This window comes from Pseudomonas sp. NPDC089396, assembly GCF_044749545.1.
Lineage (GTDB): Bacteria > Pseudomonadota > Gammaproteobacteria > Pseudomonadales > Pseudomonadaceae > Aquipseudomonas.
Map to the genome: position 1 here is coordinate 1 of NZ_JBIVIC010000022.1, position 18,695 is coordinate 18,695.

The following is an 18,695-nucleotide window of genomic DNA, read 5'->3' on the forward strand; positions in this document are numbered from 1 at the left end:
CAGTAGTGAAACGATGCATCGCCGATGGTAGTGTGGGGTTTCCCCATGTGAGAGTAGGTCATCGTCAAGATTCATTTCGCAAAACCCCTATCTGCACATGCAGGTAGGGGTTTTGTCTTTAAGTAGAAGCCATAGAAATTCGCAGGCACGTCCCGAGGACGGGCCAGCACACAGAATTTCTTGACGACCATAGAGCATTGGAACCACCTGATCCCATCCCGAACTCAGCAGTGAAACGATGCATCGCCGATGGTAGTGTGGGGTTTCCCCATGTGAGAGTAGGTCATCGTCAAGATTCAAACACAAAGCCCCTGTCTGCATCGCAGACAGGGGCTTTGTCTTTTCCGGGCCGTTCACAGAACCGCGTCACATGCCAGGCTTCGGCGCAGGCGCCTGGCGGTGTAGAAGTACTACTCGGCCACCTGCTTGTCCAGGTAAGCCCTCATCACCCGGGCCGCTTTGTTCAGGTGCTGCTCCAGCACCTTCACGGCTTCGTCCACCAGCTTGTCGCTCGCCGCATCCACCAGCGCGTTGTGATCGTCCTGGGTGAGTTTACCCAGGCCCATCGATGACAAGTGGAAGCGCAGGAAGCGCTCTTCCTCATTGAGCTCGATTTCAATCAGGCGCAACAGCTTCTGATTCGGTGCCTTGCCATACAGAGACATGTGGAACAGCCGGTTGAGGCGACCGATTTCCGCATGGCGTGTTTCGTTTTCCAGTTGCTGGATGTAACTGCGGGCACTGGCAATGTCAGCGTCATCGAGCAACGGGATCGATTGGCGTAACGCCTCGCTCTCCAGTAGCACGCGTAACTCATAGGTGTCGACCGCGTCCACGCCAATCAAAGGGGCAACCACTGCACCTTTGTGCATCTCCACCCTCAGCAGCGACTGCGCTTCGAGCTGGCGCAGCGCTTCCCGTACCGGCATGCGACTGACGCCGTACAAGGTGGCAAGCTCCTGCTGACGCACGGGGGTACCGGGCGGCAGGCGGCCATCGAGAATGGCGCTACGCAGGCGCTCTTCGATCACGGCACGGGCAAGATGCGACGGCAGCTGTTCAGCGGTCAGCACGTTGCTCAGTTTGATTTTCTCGGCCACGCGGAGTCTGCCTCGATAACGAAAGTTGGATCCAAGGACACTAGTAACCGGCAAGGAGGCTTGTCAAACCAACGTGCGTACTGGGACGCGCGAAGGAAGACTACATTCATGTTGGATGAAGTCGCTTGGCAAAGAAAGCGCTACACATTAAGCGTTATCTATAAAGTTATAGCGCCCCGACCACTGGTGTCCTGATTACAGGATGCCATTGTCTTTTAAACCGACTGGCGCCACCATCGCTGTTTTCGATTGGTCTGAACAGGTCTTCGCAGTGGCGATATCCTGGGTCCTCAAAATTGCCGTGCGCCGTGCCGGCCTTGCTGTGCTACTGGGTAGCCTGTTGCTCGGCGGTTTGCATGCGGATTGGGATTTCACCGACATCAGCCGTAAATCACAAAAGCTGTATGGCCCTCTCGGTGCAGGGAAAGGCCGCATCGATGCCTGGCAGAACCTGATGGCCACGCAAAACCAGGGCACCGAGCTGCAGCGCCTGCAGGCGGTCAACCTGTTCTTCAACCAGCAACTGCGTTACGTCGAAGACATCGACCTTTGGCGTGAAGTCGATTATTGGGCCACGCCGATCCAGGCACTCATCAAGGGTGCCGGTGATTGCGAAGACTACGCCATCGCCAAGTACTTCAGCCTGCGGCGCATGGGTATTGCCAGCGACAAGCTGCGTATCACTTACGTCAAGGCCCTGCGTCAGAACCGTGCGCACATGGTGCTGACCTATTATTCAAACCCACAGGCACAGCCGCTGGTGCTCGACAGCCTGATGGACGCGATCGAGCCGGCCAGCCAACGCACCGACCTGTTGCCGGTCTACGCCTTCAATGGCGAAGGCCTGTGGCTGACGGGTGCCGCGGGCAACAAGAAAGTCGGTGACACCAAGCGCCTGTCACGCTGGCAGGACTTGTTGAAGAAAATGCAGGCCGAAGGGTTCCCGGCCGAACCGGTCTACTGAAGGAGCGCAGATGTCACTGTTCAAACAATTGCTGTTGGCCATTTGTCTGTTCCTGGTGGTCGCGTTCAGCGGCAGTTTCATGGTGAGCCTGGAAAGCTCGCGTAGTCAGTACGTCAACCAGCTGCGCTCGCATGCCCAGGATGCGGCCACCGCACTGGCGCTATCCTTGACGCCGGGCATCGATGACCCGGCCATGGTAGAGCTGATGGTCAGTTCGATCTTCGACAGTGGCTACTACGCCAGCATCAAGGTCATCGACCTGGGCTCCAACGCGGTGCTGGTGGAGCGCCACGCCAAACCGGACCCTGGGGGTGTCCCTGCCTGGTTCATCCGCCTGATCGGCCTGGAAGCAGCGGGCGGCGATGCCATCGTCAGCCGCGGATGGCAGCAGGCCGCCCGGGTCGAGGTGATCAGCCATCCGATGTTCGCCATCGGCAAGCTCTGGCAGAGCGCACTGGGCAGTCTGGGCTGGCTGCTGCTGTGCGGTGCCGCGAGCGCGGCGCTGGGAGCCTTGCTGCTGCGCCGCCAGCTGCGCCCGCTGGATGCCATGGTCGAGCAGTCCCAGGCCATTGCCCACCGCGAGTTTCTCAGCCTGCCCGAGCCGCGCACGCCGGAGCTGCGCCGGGTGGTGCAGGCAATGAACCAGATGGTCGACAAGCTCAAGGCCCTGTTCAGCGAACAGGCCGAACGCAGTGAGCGGTTGCGTGCCGAGTCCTATCAGGACAGCCTGACCGGCCTGTCGAACCGGCGCTACTTCGAGATGCAGCTCAACGCCCGCGTCAGCAACCTGGAGGAGGCCCGTGCCGGCTACCTGCTGCTGCTGCGTGTGCAGGGGCTGGCCGGGCTCAACGCGCGTCTCGGCGGGCAACGTACCAACCAGCTGTTGCAGGCGGTTGGCGAGCAGCTGCGGCGCACCTGTGCCAGCTTCCCCGAGACCAACGACCTGATTTCACGCAGCCGAGGCGGGGAGTTCGCAGTGTTGGCGCCCGGTATGGTCCACGAAGACGCGGTAGGCCTTGCCCAGGCCCTTGAGACGGCGTTGCAAAGCCTGCACCAGACGGGGGCCTGCGATATCTCCCCAGTCGCCTGTATTGGGCTGGCGCCGTTCAGCCCAGGCGATGCCCCGCAGGCGCTGCTCAAACTGGCCGACGAGGCACTGGCGCGTGCCGAGAACCAACCGACACCGGGCTGGGTATGCCTTGAGCAGGGCATGGCCGCCATTGCCGGCGACAACCAGCACGAATGGCATACGCGCCTGGACAAGGCGTTTGTCGGCGGCCAGTTCGAGCTGTTCTTCCAGCCGGTAGTGGATGCCCAGACGGGCCAGCGGCTCCTTCATTACAAAGTGATCTCCCGGCTGCATGACGACCAGGGCCAGGCATTGCCCGCCGGCCGCTTCCTGCCCTGGCTGGAGCGTTTCGGCTGGATGTCGCGGCTGGATCTGCTGGTCTTGGAAAAAGTGCTCGCGCACCTGCGCAGCCATGATCAGGTGCTGGCGTTGAACCTGACCGCCGCGACCCTGGCCGACCCCAAGGCCCTGCAGCGGGTCTATGCGTTGCTGGGCCAGAACACGGCACTGGGCACGCGGCTGATCTTCGAGATCGGCGAAGAGCAACTGCCCGAGCAGGCGGCGCTCGAACAGTTGACCCGGCGCCTGCGAGGGCTTGGTTTTGGCTTGGCACTGCAGCGTTTTGGTGGCCGCTTCAGCATGATCGGCAACCTGGCGCATCTGGGCCTGGCGTACCTGAAGATCGATGGCAGCTACATCCGCAATATCGATCAGGAACAGCACAAGCGATTGTTCATCGAAGCTATCCAGCGCGCGGCGCACAGCATCGACCTGCCATTGATCGCCGAGCGGGTGGAGACAGAAGGGGAGCGGCTGGTGCTGGTGGAAATGGGTGTGGGCGGTATCCAGGGCCAGCTGGTTGGCGAACCTGCGCCCTGGCGCTAACTTCAAGTGTGCTGGGGCGCCACGCGCCCCAGGTCTCAGATCAACCCACCGTCCTCTTCTTCCTCGATCAGGTTATTCAGGCTACCCAGCGCCTTGCGCGCTGTGGAGCGACTGAGCAACTTGGCCTGTGCGCCGGCCGGAAGGTCGGTGATGCTGATCACCCCCTTAGTGGTCAGCACCTCGATCAGGTCCTCGAGCACGCGGATCATGTCCAGATCACTCTGCTTGAGCTGCTTGAGGCTGTTCTCGACGACGTCGTCGGCAAACCACTCCAGGATTTCGACATGGTCGGCCGGGAGAATTTCCGTGTATTCGGCGTAAGGGGCGGCTTCCACCCGCTGCAACTGACCGCTGGCGTTACGCTGCACGTAGAACATGGCGTCCATCCTCGTCACGTGGGTTCCTTGGCTTGCTGGCTAAGGCGCAGCATAGGCAATGATGCGGTATTGCGCCTGTTCATCCAGGGGGTACCGAGCGCTACCTGCTCAAACCGCTATTTGAGAGCTGGATCACCGTTTGCAACGCTGCGTCAGATTGTCTCTGGCAAACGTGTGCGGCTGTCTGTTAAATAGCAACTTGACACTATTTTCCCCTGGTGCTGTAGAATTGACGCTTTCAAACCAAGCCCAATCTGCAGGCGCCGTTTTTTTGACGAGCAATTTCGTCAAAAAGCCGCGACGACATGCGTGCGGCCTCCATCCTTGAATCAGCTTCGATTTCGAATTCAGAGTCATCGTTTTGACGAAAAGTATTCCATTGTTGGCTATTCCCGGTTTGGGTGCCGAGCATAGTCAGTTTCATGACCAAGGCTTGTACTGGTTGGCCTGTGACACCACAGAAAATGCCGCTACGCTTTGCCTCCAAGTCATCGCCGCCATGCCTGAACAAGCCCGGGCGGCGTTGCTCGGTGATGCGCGTGTCATGCAAGAGTCCCTCGAAGGGCTGGACCCGGCGTGTGGTCCTGCCGAACTGGCCCTGTACGAGGCTGACACGCAGGCCATTCTGCAGCTGAAAGGCGACCTGCCGCGCATCGACTTGCCGGGTCGGGTGCTGGTGGTGTTGGTACCGACGGCTGCCTGGGAAGGTGGCAAGGTCGAGCGCTGGTGCCAGGCCTTGCGCCAGGCGGCACTCGCCGCCGGTGCCCTGATCGTGGTGATCAGTGAAGGTCAGAGCGCCTCGCTGATCGAGCGCCTGCGCGCATTCAACCAATCCCTCGACGGACTTGCCCAGCTCTACCGTGGCCAGGGCGGTGTGCGCTACCTGCAGCATTACTGGAGCAACCTGCTTGGCGTTGTCGGCCCCATGGACGTCGAACTGGCGCGCCAGGCCAGTGGGTTTGCGGTTGCCGGTCGGCTTCAGCCGCTGTCCGATGCGGGTGGCGATGAACTGCTGTGCCTGGCCCAGAGCCAGGTGCTTGAAGGTGCGCCGGCACTGTCCGAGCACTGGCAAGTGTTCGACAGCATCAGCGAGCTAGGGGCCAAGGCCGGCCGCGCCGTATCGGCAACCGTGATCTTCGCCATGGACGGTGGCCAGCGTCTCGACGTGCTGGCCCGTCAACTGCACACCTTGCGGCAACTGCGCGGCAATGCCCTGAAGCTGGTGGTGCGCGAAATGGCGCCGACGCTGCGTTATCAAGACGAGCAACTGCTGCTGGCCTGTGGTGCCAGCCAGATCGTGCCCTTCGGTGCCAGCCTTTCGCGCTTCCTGACCATGGTGGACAGCATTCAGGGTTATGTCTGGCCCCGCCACCTGCCGGCTGATTTCGATGCCTTGCTCGCCCGCCTGCGGCCGCTGCCGATCTGTGGGCTGGTGGCCCCGCGTGCCTTTACCGAGGCGGTGCAACAGATGTGGCACGGCCATCGCAATGGTGAAATCGTGCACCAGCTGCTGGTGCTGCGCCCCGCACCAGGCCTGAGCCCACTACAGGCCTGCTCGCGCACGGTGTTCCGCCGCGATGGCGATATCGCCTGTGTGGTCGACGACGTGCTGTTCCTGTTCCTGTTCGCCTGCCGTTCGGAAGGTGTCGAACAGGCGCTGGACCATATCTTCCAGCTGTCCTGGAAAGAGCTGTTCATCGGCCAGGAGGTCCTGGTCAGCCTCGACAGCCTGGGCGGCACGGCCTTCCTCGACGAAACCATACCGCAACCGCCACTGGCCGAGTCGCTGGCGCTGCCAGCGGCGCATAAGAGGCCTGCCCTGGCACCGCGGCAGATCACCCTGCGTCATTGGGGGGCCAAGTGAACTTCGCGCAATTGCTCCAGGTAATCGGCATCAGTGCGCTGGTTACCTTGATCCTCGTCATGTTCGTGCTTCGCGTACGTGCCATGGTGCAAGGCTGGCTCAACCGTCATCTGCGACCCCGTTACCTGAAGCCGGTGGGTGTACGCCGCCGTGTTGTGCGTCAGGACCCTGATCATGACTAGCTCGACATTTTCCACCTCGATACCGGGCCGTTGGCAGGGTCTGGGTGCCTGGAACCTCTACTTCCTGGCCAAGTTCCTGTTGGTTGCCGGCGGCATGCTGGACTTCCAGGCGCTGCCCAACCTGCTGTTCGCCGCATTTTTGCTGGTCCCCCTGCCTGGACGCTGGTTGCGCGTCGGGCGCCAGGTGGTGGCCGTGCCAGTGGGTGTCGCCCTGTTCTATCAAGACACCTGGCTGCCACCGTTCCGGCGCTTGCTGGAGCAGCCGGGCGTGCTCGATTTCTCGTGGGACTACCTGCTGGAACTGATGGCCAGGTTCGTCAACTGGAACCTGGTCGGCGCCTTGGTGCTGCTGGTGGTGGGGTACCTGTTCCTGCGGCACTGGGTGCGCCTGAGCACCTTGAGCCTAGTCGGCCTGGCGTGGCTGGCGGTTGGCGGGCTGCCGTCGTTGGGCACCGGGGCCGGCCAGCCGGCCGTTGCCGGTGCAGCCAACACGGCCGCCACCGCCGCCACTGCGCCTGCCGGGGCGGTCGCCGACACCGCGACCCTCAATGCCTGGCTTGACCGCTTCTTCACCAGCGAACGTCAACGGGTGACCACGTTCCCTGCTGCCAAGCCGGATGAACAGGCGTTCGACCTGCTGGTGATCAACGTGTGCTCCCTGGCCTGGGATGACCTTTCGGCCGTGGGCCTGCACGAGAACCCGTTGTTCTCGCGCCTGGACGTGGTCTTCGATCAGTTCAACTCGGCCACTTCCTACAGTGGTCCGGCGGCGATTCGCCTGCTGCGGGCCAGCTGTGGTCAATCGTCCCATGTGGGTCTGTACCAGCAGGCGCCCGAACAGTGCCTGTTGTTCCAGAACCTGGCCAACCTCGGTTTCCAGAGCCAGACCTTGCTCAACCACAGCGGGCGCTTCGACGACTTCATCGGCGACATCACCCGGCAGCACATGCCTCAGCCTGGCTTCAGTGTCAGCGACTTCCCGCGGGCGCTGGTCAGCTTCGACGGCTCGCCGATCGCTGGCGACCTGGACGTCCTGAACGGCTGGTGGGGCAAGCGCAAGAGCTCCGGTGCCGAGCATGTCTCGCTGTTCTACAACACCATCAGCCTGCATGACGGCAATCGCCTGGTGACCGCCGACGGCGGCACGCGCCAGGCCGATTACGCCACGCGGGCCAATCGCCTGTTCGGCGACCTCGGCAAGTTCCTCGACGAACTCGAAGCCAGCGGCCGCCGCGTGGTGGTTGCCATCGTTCCCGAGCACGGCGCTGCCCTGCACGGCGACCGCATGCAGTTGCCCGGCATGCGCGAGATCCCTACGCCGTCGATCACCCACGTGCCGGTCGGTCTCAAGTTCATCGGCATGGGCCAGCCGGCCCGCAGCGAGCCGCTGAAAGTCACGGCACCGACCAGCTTCCTGGCCCTGTCCGAGCTGGTGTCGCGTGTCTATGCCGGCCTGGGGGCCGGCCAGACCCTGGACCTGCCGAGCCTGCTGACTGACCTGCCCACCACCGAACGTGTTTCGGAAACCTCCGGTGCCCAGGTCCTGGACTACCAGGGCCGGACCTACATGCGTCTGCAAGGCCAGCCGGATTGGCAGCCTGTTCCCAAGGAGAGCCCATGATCGCTGGCAAAGCTGACCCCTCCGACCGCAGTGACGATATCGCCCAACTGCGTCAGTACCTGGCCATGCCTGCCTTGAGCTACCAGGACATCTCCATGATGGTCGGCGTACAGCAGGCCTTGCAGCGCTGGCCGCTGCTGGGCGAAAGCTGCATGGCCAGCCTCGGCAACGCTGCCGTCGAGCAGCCCGAAAAGCATGAGGCCCTGCGGCCATGATCAGCCTGGCCTTGCATGGATTGCGCGGCGGGCTGGGCCGTACTGCCCTGCTGGCAGCGCTGGGCTATGCCATGCGCGAGCTGGGCGAGCGCGTGCTGCTGGTGGATATGAGCCCGGACAACCTGTTGGGCCTGCACTTCAACCTGCCGCTCGACCAGCGCGATGGCTGGGCGTGCGCCGAGTTACAGGGGCGGCCTTTCGGCGAGCCCATCTATGAAGTGCTCGACGGGCTGTGCCTGATGCCCTTCGGTGAAGTGGCGCAAGACCGGCTCGACGATCTGGATGCCTACCAGCAGCCCGAAGTGTGGCGTACACGCCAGGCCGCGCTGGCTGACCATTTCGACTGGCTGCTGTTCGACCTGCCTCACCCGGTCGCGGCCAAAGCTACACGCGGCTTCGACACCGACATGCGGATCCTGGTGGCCGAGGCCGAGATGACCAGCCACGTATTGCTCGGTCGCCAGTCGGTCGAGCGCTACGACCTGCTGCTGGTCAACCGCTACGACCCTGCCAGCAGCCTGCAGAGCGATGTGGTGATGGTGTGGCGTGACCTGTTCCGCAACCAGTTGCCGCTGCAGCTGGTGCACCGTGACGAAGCGTTCGGCGAAGCCTTCGCCAGCAAGGCGCCAGTGGGTCACTACGCACCCCAGTGCCTGGCATCGCGCGATGTGCAAAGCCTGGCGGTGCGCTGCCTGGCGAGGCGGCAAGCGTGAACGTGACGCCACGCTCGGCCTACGCCTACTTCACCGCACGCGGCGCGCACTGGCCGGTCGCCGTGCTGTTCACCCTGGGTGTGTGGGTGGCGTTCCTGTTCCTGCGGCTCGAATCGCCGTCCTGGCAGGCATTGCTGGCCGAGCATCAGCGACTGTTTCCGCAGTTCGTCGGCAAGCGGCCGACGCTGGGCGACCCGCTGCGCCTTTTGATCCAGTGCCTCTGGCTGCTGCTGCGGCGTGTGCCTCAGCCGCGCAAGCCGGGCCGACCCATGCGCGCCTGGTCCTTCGCGGTCGCCCACCTGCACGGGGCATGGCAGGTGCTGCGCAGGTATCGCGCGCGGCTGGCTGAAACCATGCGCCAGGTGCCGAGACGTTTTCGCGACAGCAACCTGCAGCAGGATGCCGCCCAGCGCTTGCGTCGGCTGAGTGTGTTTGGCCGCCGTCTGTTCTATACCTTGCTCACCGCGTGCGCCGTGCTTCTGGCCGTGCTCTGCGTGACCGAGCCGTTCGGCTACCAGGCGCAGCTGGTGTTCATTTTCCTGCTGTGGGGCATCGCCATGCTGGTGCGCTACATGCCAGGCCGGTTCCCGACCCTGATGCTGATCGTGCTGTCGACGATCATTTCGTGCCGCTACCTGTGGTGGCGCTACACCTCGACCTTGAACTGGAACGACACGCTCGACCTGGTCTGCGGCGTGATTCTGCTCGCCGCCGAAACCTACTCCTGGTTCGTGCTGATCCTGGGTTACATCCAGACCTGCTGGCCGCTGGAGCGCAAGCCGGCGGCCCTGCCGGCAAACCCTGCGCACTGGCCGACAGTCGACCTGATGATCCCCACCTACAACGAGGATCTATCGGTTGTGCGCACCACCGTGCTCGCCGCCCTGGGCCTGGACTGGCCGCGCGAGTGCCTGCGCATCTACATCCTCGACGATGGCAAGCGCGAGGCGTTTCGTGCCTTCGCCGACGAAGTCGGGGTGGGCTATATCGTGCGGCCGAACAGCAAGCACGCCAAGGCCGGTAACCTCAACCATGCGCTGGGTGTGACCGACAGCGAGCTGATTGCCATCTTCGACTGCGACCACGTGCCGGTGCGTTCCTTCCTGCAGATGACGGTCGGCTGGTTCCTCAAGGACCCCAAGCTGGCGCTGGTGCAGACGCCCCATCACTTCTTCTCGCCCGACCCGTTCGAGCGCAACCTGGGCTCCTTCCGCCGTCGTCCCAACGAAGGCGAGCTGTTCTACGGGCTGATCCAGGACGGCAACGACATGTGGAACGCCGCCTTCTTCTGCGGCTCCTGTGCCGTGCTGCGGCGTACCGCGCTGGAGAGCATTGGTGGTTTTGCCGTCGAAACGGTGACCGAAGATGCCCATACCGCGTTGCGCCTGCACCGCCAGGGCTGGACCTCGGCCTACCTGAGCACTCCCCAGGCTGCGGGCCTGGCCACCGAAAGCCTGTCGGCGCACATTGGCCAGCGGATACGCTGGGCGCGCGGCATGGTGCAGATCTTCCGTACCGACAACCCCCTGTTCGGTCGTGGGCTGAGCCTGTTCCAGCGGATCTGCTACGCCAACGCCATGCTGCACTTCCTCGCCGGCCTGCCGCGGTTGGTCTTCCTCACCGCACCGTTGGCGTTCCTGTTGCTGCACGCCTACATCATCTACGCGCCGGCGGTGATGATCCTGCTCTACGTGCTGCCGCACATGATTCACGCCAGCCTCACCAACTCGCGCACGCAGGGCAAGTACCGGCAAACCTTCTGGGGCGAGGTCTACGAGACCGTACTGGCCTGGTACATCGCCCGCCCGACCACGGTCGCGCTGTTCGCGCCGAAGAAAGGCACGTTCAACGTCACGGCCAAGGGCGGCCTGATGGAGCATGGCCAGTTCGACTGGCACATCGCCAGGCCCTACCTGTTCCTCGCCGGTCTCAACGTGGCTGGCCTGGGCATTGCCGTCTGGCGGCTGTTCACCGGCCCGGTTGCGGAAATCGGCACGGTGATCGTCAGTTCGCTGTGGGTGCTCTACAACCTGCTGATCATCGGCGCCGCCTGCGCGGTGGCCGCCGAAGTGCGTCAGGTGCGACGTGCACACCGTGTGCAGATGAACTTGCCGGCCGCCCTGCAGCTGGAAAGCGGCCACGGCTTCCCCTGCACCCTGGTCGACTATTCCGATGGCGGCATCGGCCTGCAGTTGGGTGACGGCGTGTCGCCTGCGCCAGGCGATCGCGTGCGCTTGCTGCTGAGCCGTGGACAGCGTGAATTTGCCTTCAATGCACGGGTGACCCGCATCGTCGGCCGACATGTGGGCCTGACCTTCGATGGTCTCACCCAGCAGCAGCGCATCGACCTGGTGCACTGCACCTTCGCCCGCGCCGATGCCTGGCTGAACTGGCAGGACAGACACGAAGTTGAACGCCCGCTGCGCAGCCTGGTCGACGTCCTCAAGATGGGCGGCATCGGTTACCTGCGCCTGATCGAACACACACCTGGTTGGCTGCGCGATCGACTGCTGCCAGTGCGCGACCTGGCGCGCTGGCTGGGCAGCTACCTGCCGCGCACCCCCCGACCTCTCCCATCCACGAACCTTGTTGACCGAGACGCATGATGACTCGTTATCCCGCACGCACCTGGGGCCTGGCGATGGCGCTGCTTGCCTCGCTGTTCCAGAACGCTGCCGTCGCCGATGTAGCCCCCCTTGCCGTACCGGAGGAGCCATCGGTGCCCACCTGGCCCGTCAACCAGACGTTCGAGCAGCTTGGCCGACCGGCCGACAGCCTGTTGCTGGGAGTCCGTAACAGCGAAAACATCGAATTCGGCGTGCGCCGGGACCGCCTGGCAACCGACGCGGTGCTGCAGCTGGACTACACCCCTTCGCCAGCGCTGCTGCCAAACCTGTCCCATCTGCGCGTTTACCTCAACGATGAGCTGATGGGCGTGGTGCCGATCGAGAAGGACCAGCTCGGCCAGCGCGTGCGGCGCCAGATGCCGCTGGATCCGAAGCTGATCAGCGACTTCAACCGGGTGCGCCTGGAGTTCGTCGGGCATTACACCGATATCTGTGAAGACCCGGCGCACAGTGGCCTGTGGTTGAACGTCAACCGCAAGAGCCAGGTCCAGCTGCGCGAGCAGGCGCTGGCGCTGGAGAATGACCTGGCCTACTTCCCGCTGCCGTTCTATGACGCGCGCGACACCAGCAAGGTCGAGCTGCCGGTGGTGTTCGCCGACGCACCGACCGTGGGTGAACAGCGTGCTGCAGCCATCCTCGCGTCGTACTTCGGCAGCAAGGCGGGCTGGCGCAAGGCGACCTTCCCGGTGTCGTTCAACAGCCTGCCGGCCAGCGGCGACAAACCCCGGCCTGCCGTGGTGTTCGCCACCAACGAGCGGCGCCCGGCGTTTATCGCCGACCTGGAAAAATTCCCCGCGGTCGATGGCCCGGTGGTGCAGTTGATCGACCACCCGGACGATCGCTGGAGCAAACTCTTGCTGGTGCTTGGCCGCAATGACGAGGACCTGATCAAGGCCGCGTCGGCGCTGGCCGTTGGCAGCGACCTGTTCCGCGGCCCGCGGGTCAAGGTCGAGCAGATGACCGCCCTGCAACCGCGCAAGCCGTACGATGCGCCGAACTGGACGCGTACCGACCGGCCGGTGCGTTTCTCCGAGCTGCTCGACTACCCCGAGCAGCTGCAGGTCAGCGGCTTGCAGCCGCGGCCGATCACCCTGGATGTGAACCTGCCGCCGGACCTGTTCGTCTGGCGCAACCAGGGCATCCCGCTGCAGACCCTGTATCGCTACACGCCGCCCGCCGTCACCGACGAATCGCGGCTGAGCATCAGCGTCAACGACCAGTACATCACCAGCATGCCGCTGGTGGGCAACGACCGTCGCAGCAGCACCCTGGAAGAAATGCGCCTGAACGTGCTGTCCACCGACAGCACCGCGTTGACCGAGCAATCGCTGGTCCCGGCGCTGAAGATCGGCGCACGCAACCGCCTGCGTTTCGACTTCAGCTTTGCCAGCACAATGGGCAGCGCACAGCGCGACCATTGCCAGACCACCCTGCCGGTGGATGTGCGCGCGGCGATCGACGAGAACTCGACCATCGACCTGTCCGGCTACCACCACTACATGGCCATGCCTGACCTGCGTGCCTTCGTCCGCAGCGGCTTCCCCTACAGCCGCATGGCCGACCTGTCCGATACCGTGATCGTGGTGCCGGCCAAGCCGACGCCAATGCAGGTTGGCACCTTGCTGGATGTGATCAGCAGCATAGGCGGGCAGGTGGGTTACCCGGCCCTGAACGTGCGCCTGAGCGACAACTGGAAGCAGGCTGCAGAAGCCGATGCCGACCTGCTGTTGATCGGCAGCCTGCCCGAAGACCTGCGCGAACAGCCCAACCTTGGCCTGTTGCTCAATGCACAGCGTGACTGGATGGTGCAGGGGCGTGTGCTGGAGCAAACCGGCAACCGCCGCTTCGATACCTCACCGGTGGTATCCAATAGCCGGGTCGAAATCAGTGCCCAGGCGCCGATCGCGGCGATCACCGGCCTGAAGTCGCCGTTCCACGAGCAACGCAGCGTCGTCGCACTGTTGGCCAGCTCCGATGCCGCTTACGGCATGCTGCGCGATGTGCTGGCCGATTCCGGCAAGCTGGATGCAGTGGCAGGCTCTGTCGCCCTGGTGCGCAGCAGCGGCGTCAGCAGCCAGTTCGTTGGCGAACACTATTACGTCGGCCAGCTGCCATGGTGGCTGCTGCTGTGGTTCCACCTGTCCGACTACCCGGCGCTGATCGCCGTGATCGCCACCGTCAGCGTGCTGCTGTTCGCCTTCCTGTTGTGGCGTGCGCTGCGCTGGGCTTCGCGTCGTCGCCTGGGCGGAGCCGATTGACCATGCGCCAGTTGTTGGCAGTGCTGCTGGTGCTGTGCATGCCCGCTGTCGCCACGGCGTCGACGGCTTGTCCGTGGCCGGCCTGGGAGCGCTTCAAGACCGAACTGGTCAGCGCCGATGGCCGGGTAATCGACCGCAGTGACGAGCGCCTGATCACCACCTCCGAAGGGCAGAGCTATGCGTTGTTCTTCGCCCTGGTCGGCAATGACCGGCAGGCGTTCGCGAAGCTGTTGCGCTGGACCGGCAACAACCTGGCCGAAGGCGACCTTTCGCGTCACCTGCCGGCCTGGCTGTGGGGCCGCAACAAGCAGCAATGGCAAGTGCTGGACAGCAACAACGCCAGCGATGCCGACCTGTGGATCGCCTACAGCCTGCTCGAAGCGGGGCGGTTGTGGGACGAGCCGGCCTATGCCCAGCTGGGCACGCAGATGCTCTGGCGCATCGCCGCGCAGACCGTGCGCAAGCTGCCCGGCCTGGGTGTGATGCTGTTGCCCGCAGACTATGGCTTCGAAGACAACCGTGGCTGGCGCCTGAACCCCAGCTACCTGCCGCCGCAACTGTTCGACCGCTTTGCCCTTGTGGACCCGTTGTGGGGTGAGATGGCGGGCAACGTCCGACGTGTCTGGCTACAGGCGTCGCCCAAGGGCTTTGCACCGGACTGGCTGCTGTGGACACCTGCGGCAGGCATCGAACCGGACCCTGAGCACGGCAACGCCGGGGACTATGACGCCATCCGTGTTTACCTGTGGCTGGGCATGCTGGCCAACGGCGCGCCGCAGCGCGACGAGCTGCTGCGTCACTTCGCGCCGATGGTCGCCGCCACCACGCAAGGCGGCCTGCCGCCGGAAAGCGTCGATGCCCGCAGCGGCAAGCTGAGCGGTCATGGCCCGGCGGGTTTTTCTGCGGCGCTGCTGCCGCTGCTGGCCAACGCCTCTGCTGACCCGACGGCGCTCGAAGCCCAGCGCAAAAGGCTGCGCGAGCAGCCTGTCGACGCGCAGGCGTATTACAACCAGGTCCTGGCCATGTTCGGCCAGGGCTGGGACGAAGCCCGCTATCGCTTCGACAACCAAGGTCGTCTGCTGCCTGCCTGGAGTGCGCCATGTTCCGAATGATCGGCGTGCTGACGCTGACCGCGTTGTCTTGCGCCGTGGCTGCGCAGCCCAAGGACCGGGATGAACAGCGCCAATGGCTGCTCGAACAGGTGCGTATCGGCGAGGCGTTGCACCGCGACGACCTGATTCACGACGCCCTGGCCCGGTTGCGCCTGCTCGAGCCGCGCAACCCTGATGCCTTGCTGGCCGCCTTGAGCCTGGCGCTGCGTGAGCACAAGCCTGAGGAAGCCGAGCAACTGCGCGCAAGAATCGCCGAAGTGGCGCCAGGCAGCCTTCAGGATCGGCAAGCCCGACGCCTGATGCAGCTGCAGCAACCGGAGCAGATGCGGCGCCTGCAGCAAGCGCGCCTGATGGCGGTGACTGGGCGCTACGAAGAGGCCCTGGTCGCTTATGACCAGTTGTTCGCCGGGGAACCGCCCAGCCTGGAGCTGGCGCTGGATTACTGGCGCGTGCGGGCCAACCTGCCTGGGCAACGGCCGGAAGCGATCCGCCAGCTGCAGCAGCTCGACCGCCAGTACCCGGGTAATGCCGGCCTGCGCCAGACCTTGGCCAGCTGGCTGTTCAGCGAAGATCGCGACAGCGAGGCCCTGGCCGTGCTCCACCAGTTGTCGCGCGACCCGACGGCCCGCGATGCCGCCGCGCAGCGCGAGTTCGACTACCTGTCCGAGCAACCGGTGAATGCCAGCAGCGTGGCTGCCTGGCAGGCATTCATCCAGCGTTATCCCGCTTCGCCGCTGTTGTCGCAGGCCAACGAGAACCTCAAGCAGCAGCGCACCTTGGTGGGTGACCCGGCCTGGCAGGCTGGGCAACGTGGCAAGGCCCTGCTCGATCAGGAGCGTAACGCCCAGGCCGAGGCGCAACTGCGCGTGGCCCTGCGCCGTTACCCCGACGATGCCAGCCTGCACGGTGCGCTTGGCGTTGCGCTGATGCGCCAGCGCCGCTATTCGGAAGCGAACGCGTCTTTTCACCGGGCTGTCGCCATCGAGCAGAACACCCGCTTGATGAGCAAATGGAAAGATCTTGAAGCCTCCAGCCAGTACTGGGGGCTGTTGCAGAGGGCCGACAGCGCGCTGGAGAAGCAGAACCTGCGCGCCGCTCGCTCGCTCTACCAGCAGGCGCGCCAGCAGCGCCCCAAGGACGAGTTCGCCTTGCTCGGGCTGGCCGATGTGTCGCTTGCTGAAGGCGACCTGGCCGGCGCCGAACGGCAATACCTGCAGGTGCAGCGCATGGTGCCGGGCAATGAAAGCGCGGTGCGTGGCCTGATGCGGATCTACCAGGCGCAATCGACAGACAAGGCCCAAGCCTACCTGGACAGCTTGCCGCGAGCCCAACAGACCCAGTTCGCCAGCCTGCGCCGCAGCCTGGAGCTTGGCCGCCTGCGCGAACAGGCTGATGCGGCATTGCAACGTCAGGACTGGGCTACTGCCAGCCGGGTCCTGGGACAGGCTGCCGAGTTGGCGCCCGATGAGCCTTGGCTGGCCTACCAATTGGCCAGCAGCCTGCGCCAACAGGGGCGCAACGCCGAGGCAGACGCCGCCTTCACCCGGATACTGCAACGTCAATCGGCCGACCCCGCCACGCGTTATGCCCATGGCCTGTATCTGGAATCCAGTGACCGTGACGCACAGGCCCAGGACACCTTGCGCGCCGTACCGCAAGGCGCCTGGACCGACGACATGCGTACCCTCGACAAGCGTGTGCGCCGGCGCATGACCTTGGCCCAGGCCCAGCGCCTGCAGGACCAGGGCCGCACCGACGAGGCCACTGCCGTGCTGGAAGCCGGCCTGGCCCACGGCCAGGGTGACCCGGACGACCTCCTGCTGATGGCGGACTGGGCCGCAGAGCGGGGCGACCACCGCAAGGCACGTGGCTATTACGAGCGCGTGCTGCAGGTTCAGCCGCAGCGCCCCGAGGCCCGCCTGGGCGTGATGGAAAGCTGGATAGCCGAAGGCGACCTGGCGCGTGTGCGCCAGTCATTGGACGCGCAGCCCCTGCAGTTGACCGACGCGCAAAGCGATGCCCAGCGGCGCCTGGCTGCGGTCTGGGTTGCGCTGGGCGAGAAGGACAAGGCTGTCCGTCTGCTGGACCATATCGCCGCACAGCAGACGCAACCCGACCCGTTGCTGCGCCGCGACGCCGCCCGCCTGGTGGCGGCCAACGATCCACAGCGCGCGCTCGACCTGTATGCGGCGGCCATGGCCGATGCGCAGTTGCTCAGCCGCGAGGCAGTGACGCCGCGTGATGACCGCGCCCTGACCTACGCCAGCCGCGCGAAGGACACGGATGACTGGCTGGCGCGCAGCCTGCGCAGTGACGTCGATGAGCTGTACCAGCAGCGCAACACCAGCGTCACCCTCATGCACGACTACGGCTGGCGCAAGAATGACGGTACGGATGGTATTTCCCGGCTGAGCACCCAAACGACCTTGCTGCATGTCGATACCCCGTGGGAAGACGGCAGGGCGTTTGCGCGCGTGGAGCGCATTGGCATGGATGCTGGTTCATTCGACGTGGGTGACAACAACAAGCACACCGAGGATTTTGGTTCTTGCCAGTTCATCAAGAAGGATGGTGAGCGCGTAGGCTGTGAGGGTAGTTCCGAAAGCGCCAACGGTGCGGTTCTGGCCGCAGGCTGGCAGAACGAACGTTGGGGCTTCGACCTGGGTACGACCCAAGGCTTCGAGGTCAACAACTGGTTGGGCGGCGCGATTCTCAATGGCGACCTCGGGCAGGTTGGCTGGTCACTCGCTGCCTCGCGCCGGCCAATGAGCAACTCGTTGCTTTCGTTTGGCGGCACCCGAGACCCCAACACTCGCATCCGCTGGGGCGGTGTGACGGCAAATGGCGCCACGCTTGGCCTGAGCTGGGACCAGGGTGGTGATCACGGCGTCTGGGCCAGCCTGGGACACCACTGGCTGTATGGCGAGAACGTCGCTGACAACGAGCGCACTCGACTCATGGCGGGGTACTACCGCCGCGTCGTGGAAAGGGCGGACGAGCGGATGCGCGTTGGCCTGACCGTGATGCGCTGGAGTTATGACAAGGACCTGGGTGGCTACAGCCTCGGCCAGGGCGGGTACTACAGCCCCGAACGTTACGAATCGATTGGTGTGCCGGTTAGCTATGCCTGGCGCAATTATGATTGGTCGTTCCTGCTGGAAGGTTCGGTCAGTTGGTCCCGCGCCCACAGTGGCAGTAGCCGCCTATATCCGGACTCGAGCGTAAACCGCAAGATTCTTGATTACTACAAGATTGCACCTTCGGACATCGGCGAAACCAACATCAATGAAATGACAGACTCCAGCGAAAGCACCGGCCTGGGCTACCGCCTGCATGGCGCGTTCGAACGACGCCTGAATGATCGCTGGGTACTGGGTGGAGGTTTCGACTGGCAGCACAGCGATGACTACACGCCAAGCCATGCCTTGCTCTACGTGCGCTACCTGTTCGAGCCGTGGCGCGGCAACCTGGCCTTGCCCGTCACCTCACTGGAGCCCTACAGCGAATGGCGCTAAGGGGCGCCCAGCGCCCCTCGGCGGAGAATTGACTGCTTCATATGGTTATTCTCTAACGGTATTTAAATTATTTTTCTTATGCCTTTATAGTCGCTCCCACTGCGTACCCGTCGACCAATCGATGCGCCGCACGACTTGAACCCACACGGGTAATCCCCGTGCGTTTCTGATCGTTGCGCGCCATTGAAGTCGC

14 protein-coding genes and 1 rRNA gene are annotated in these 18,695 nt (G+C 64.1%); 12 read left to right on the top strand and 3 right to left on the bottom strand.

All coding sequences use genetic code 11. From position 1 onward, the window contains the following. Positions 1-179: 179 nt before the first annotated feature. Positions 180-295, top strand: a 5S ribosomal RNA gene (gene rrf / locus ACIPZB_RS26365). A gap of 115 nt (positions 296-410) precedes the next feature. Here rrf and ACIPZB_RS26370 read toward each other — a convergent pair. Next, positions 411-1,100 (bottom strand): GntR family transcriptional regulator, encoded by a 690-nt coding sequence (locus ACIPZB_RS26370; RefSeq protein ID WP_400643373.1) that lies wholly within the window; start codon positions 1,098-1,100, stop codon positions 411-413. Positions 1,101-1,302: 202 nt separating this feature from the next. Here ACIPZB_RS26370 and lapG point away from each other — a divergent pair, with 202 nt between their 5' ends. Together lapG and lapD are read left to right on the top strand one after the other, a co-directional pair. Continuing rightward, complete coding sequence (gene lapG, locus ACIPZB_RS26375) at positions 1,303-2,064, top strand: cysteine protease LapG (RefSeq protein ID WP_400643374.1); 762 nt, start codon at positions 1,303-1,305, stop codon at positions 2,062-2,064. A 10-nt stretch (positions 2,065-2,074) separates the two neighbouring features. Continuing rightward, positions 2,075-4,018, top strand: a complete 1,944-nt coding sequence (lapD, locus tag ACIPZB_RS26380; RefSeq protein ID WP_400643375.1) for a cyclic di-GMP receptor LapD — start codon at positions 2,075-2,077, stop codon at positions 4,016-4,018. Positions 4,019-4,053: 35 nt separating this feature from the next. Here the strand turns inward: lapD and ACIPZB_RS26385 are convergent, their stop codons facing one another. Next, entirely contained in the window at positions 4,054-4,395 is a 342-nt protein-coding gene (locus ACIPZB_RS26385) for a tryptophan synthase subunit beta (RefSeq protein ID WP_400643419.1), read from the bottom strand. Positions 4,396-4,633: 238 nt separating this feature from the next. Continuing rightward, complete coding sequence (locus ACIPZB_RS26390; RefSeq protein ID WP_400643422.1) at positions 4,634-4,945, bottom strand: hypothetical protein; 312 nt, start codon at positions 4,943-4,945, stop codon at positions 4,634-4,636. On the opposite strand from ACIPZB_RS26390, the gene bcsE reads away from it, so the two are divergent. From bcsE to bcsC, 9 genes are read left to right on the top strand one after another with little or no spacing between them, the layout of a single operon-like run. Continuing rightward, the gene (bcsE, locus tag ACIPZB_RS26395; RefSeq protein ID WP_400643420.1) at positions 4,829-6,259 is read left to right on the top strand and encodes a cellulose biosynthesis protein BcsE; all 1,431 of its coding nucleotides are present in this window, start codon (positions 4,829-4,831) and stop codon (positions 6,257-6,259) included. The genes ACIPZB_RS26390 and bcsE overlap by 117 nt on opposite strands. Next, positions 6,256-6,441 carry a cellulose biosynthesis protein BcsF gene (bcsF, locus tag ACIPZB_RS26400; RefSeq protein ID WP_043273702.1) on the top strand — a complete coding sequence of 62 codons (186 nt, stop codon included), beginning with the start codon at positions 6,256-6,258 and terminating at the stop codon, positions 6,439-6,441. The genes bcsE and bcsF overlap by 4 nt, the downstream gene beginning before the upstream one ends. Continuing rightward, entirely contained in the window at positions 6,434-8,062 is a 1,629-nt protein-coding gene (bcsG, locus tag ACIPZB_RS26405; protein ID WP_400643376.1) for a cellulose biosynthesis protein BcsG, read from the top strand. Before bcsF ends, bcsG begins: the two co-directional genes overlap by 8 nt. After that, on the top strand, positions 8,059-8,277 hold the full coding sequence (gene bcsR / locus ACIPZB_RS26410) for a cellulose biosynthesis protein BcsR (RefSeq protein WP_400643377.1): 219 nt from the start codon (positions 8,059-8,061) through the stop codon (positions 8,275-8,277). Before bcsG ends, bcsR begins: the two co-directional genes overlap by 4 nt. Next, entirely contained in the window at positions 8,274-8,990 is a 717-nt protein-coding gene (gene bcsQ, locus ACIPZB_RS26415) for a cellulose biosynthesis protein BcsQ (RefSeq protein ID WP_400643378.1), read from the top strand. Before bcsR ends, bcsQ begins: the two co-directional genes overlap by 4 nt. After that, positions 8,987-11,596 (top strand): UDP-forming cellulose synthase catalytic subunit, encoded by a 2,610-nt coding sequence (gene bcsA / locus ACIPZB_RS26420; RefSeq protein WP_400643379.1) that lies wholly within the window; start codon positions 8,987-8,989, stop codon positions 11,594-11,596. Before bcsQ ends, bcsA begins: the two co-directional genes overlap by 4 nt. Continuing rightward, positions 11,593-13,875: a cellulose biosynthesis cyclic di-GMP-binding regulatory protein BcsB gene (bcsB, locus tag ACIPZB_RS26425; RefSeq protein ID WP_400643380.1), complete on the top strand. Its 2,283-nt coding sequence runs from the start codon at positions 11,593-11,595 to the stop codon at positions 13,873-13,875. Before bcsA ends, bcsB begins: the two co-directional genes overlap by 4 nt. A gap of 2 nt (positions 13,876-13,877) precedes the next feature. After that, positions 13,878-14,987: a cellulose synthase complex periplasmic endoglucanase BcsZ gene (gene bcsZ / locus ACIPZB_RS26430; protein WP_400643381.1), complete on the top strand. Its 1,110-nt coding sequence runs from the start codon at positions 13,878-13,880 to the stop codon at positions 14,985-14,987. After that, a complete protein-coding gene (gene bcsC, locus ACIPZB_RS26435) occupies positions 14,975-18,502 on the top strand; it encodes a cellulose synthase complex outer membrane protein BcsC (RefSeq protein WP_400643382.1) in 3,528 nt (1,175 codons plus the stop codon). The genes bcsZ and bcsC overlap by 13 nt, the downstream gene beginning before the upstream one ends. Positions 18,503-18,695 lie beyond the last annotated feature (193 nt).

Coding starts and splice junctions, on each gene's coding strand:
- bcsC (WP_400643382.1), top strand. CDS start 14,975: ATGTTCCGAATGATCGGCGTGCTGACGCTGACCGCGTTGTCTTGCGCC.
- bcsR (WP_400643377.1), top strand. CDS start 8,059: ATGATCGCTGGCAAAGCTGACCCCTCCGACCGCAGTGACGATATCGCC.
- bcsZ (WP_400643381.1), top strand. CDS start 13,878: ATGCGCCAGTTGTTGGCAGTGCTGCTGGTGCTGTGCATGCCCGCTGTC.
- bcsQ (WP_400643378.1), top strand. CDS start 8,274: ATGATCAGCCTGGCCTTGCATGGATTGCGCGGCGGGCTGGGCCGTACT.
- bcsB (WP_400643380.1), top strand. CDS start 11,593: ATGATGACTCGTTATCCCGCACGCACCTGGGGCCTGGCGATGGCGCTG.
- lapD (WP_400643375.1), top strand. CDS start 2,075: ATGTCACTGTTCAAACAATTGCTGTTGGCCATTTGTCTGTTCCTGGTG.
- lapG (WP_400643374.1), top strand. CDS start 1,303: ATGCCATTGTCTTTTAAACCGACTGGCGCCACCATCGCTGTTTTCGAT.
- bcsG (WP_400643376.1), top strand. CDS start 6,434: ATGACTAGCTCGACATTTTCCACCTCGATACCGGGCCGTTGGCAGGGT.
- ACIPZB_RS26385 (WP_400643419.1), bottom strand. CDS start 4,395: ATGTTCTACGTGCAGCGTAACGCCAGCGGTCAGTTGCAGCGGGTGGAA.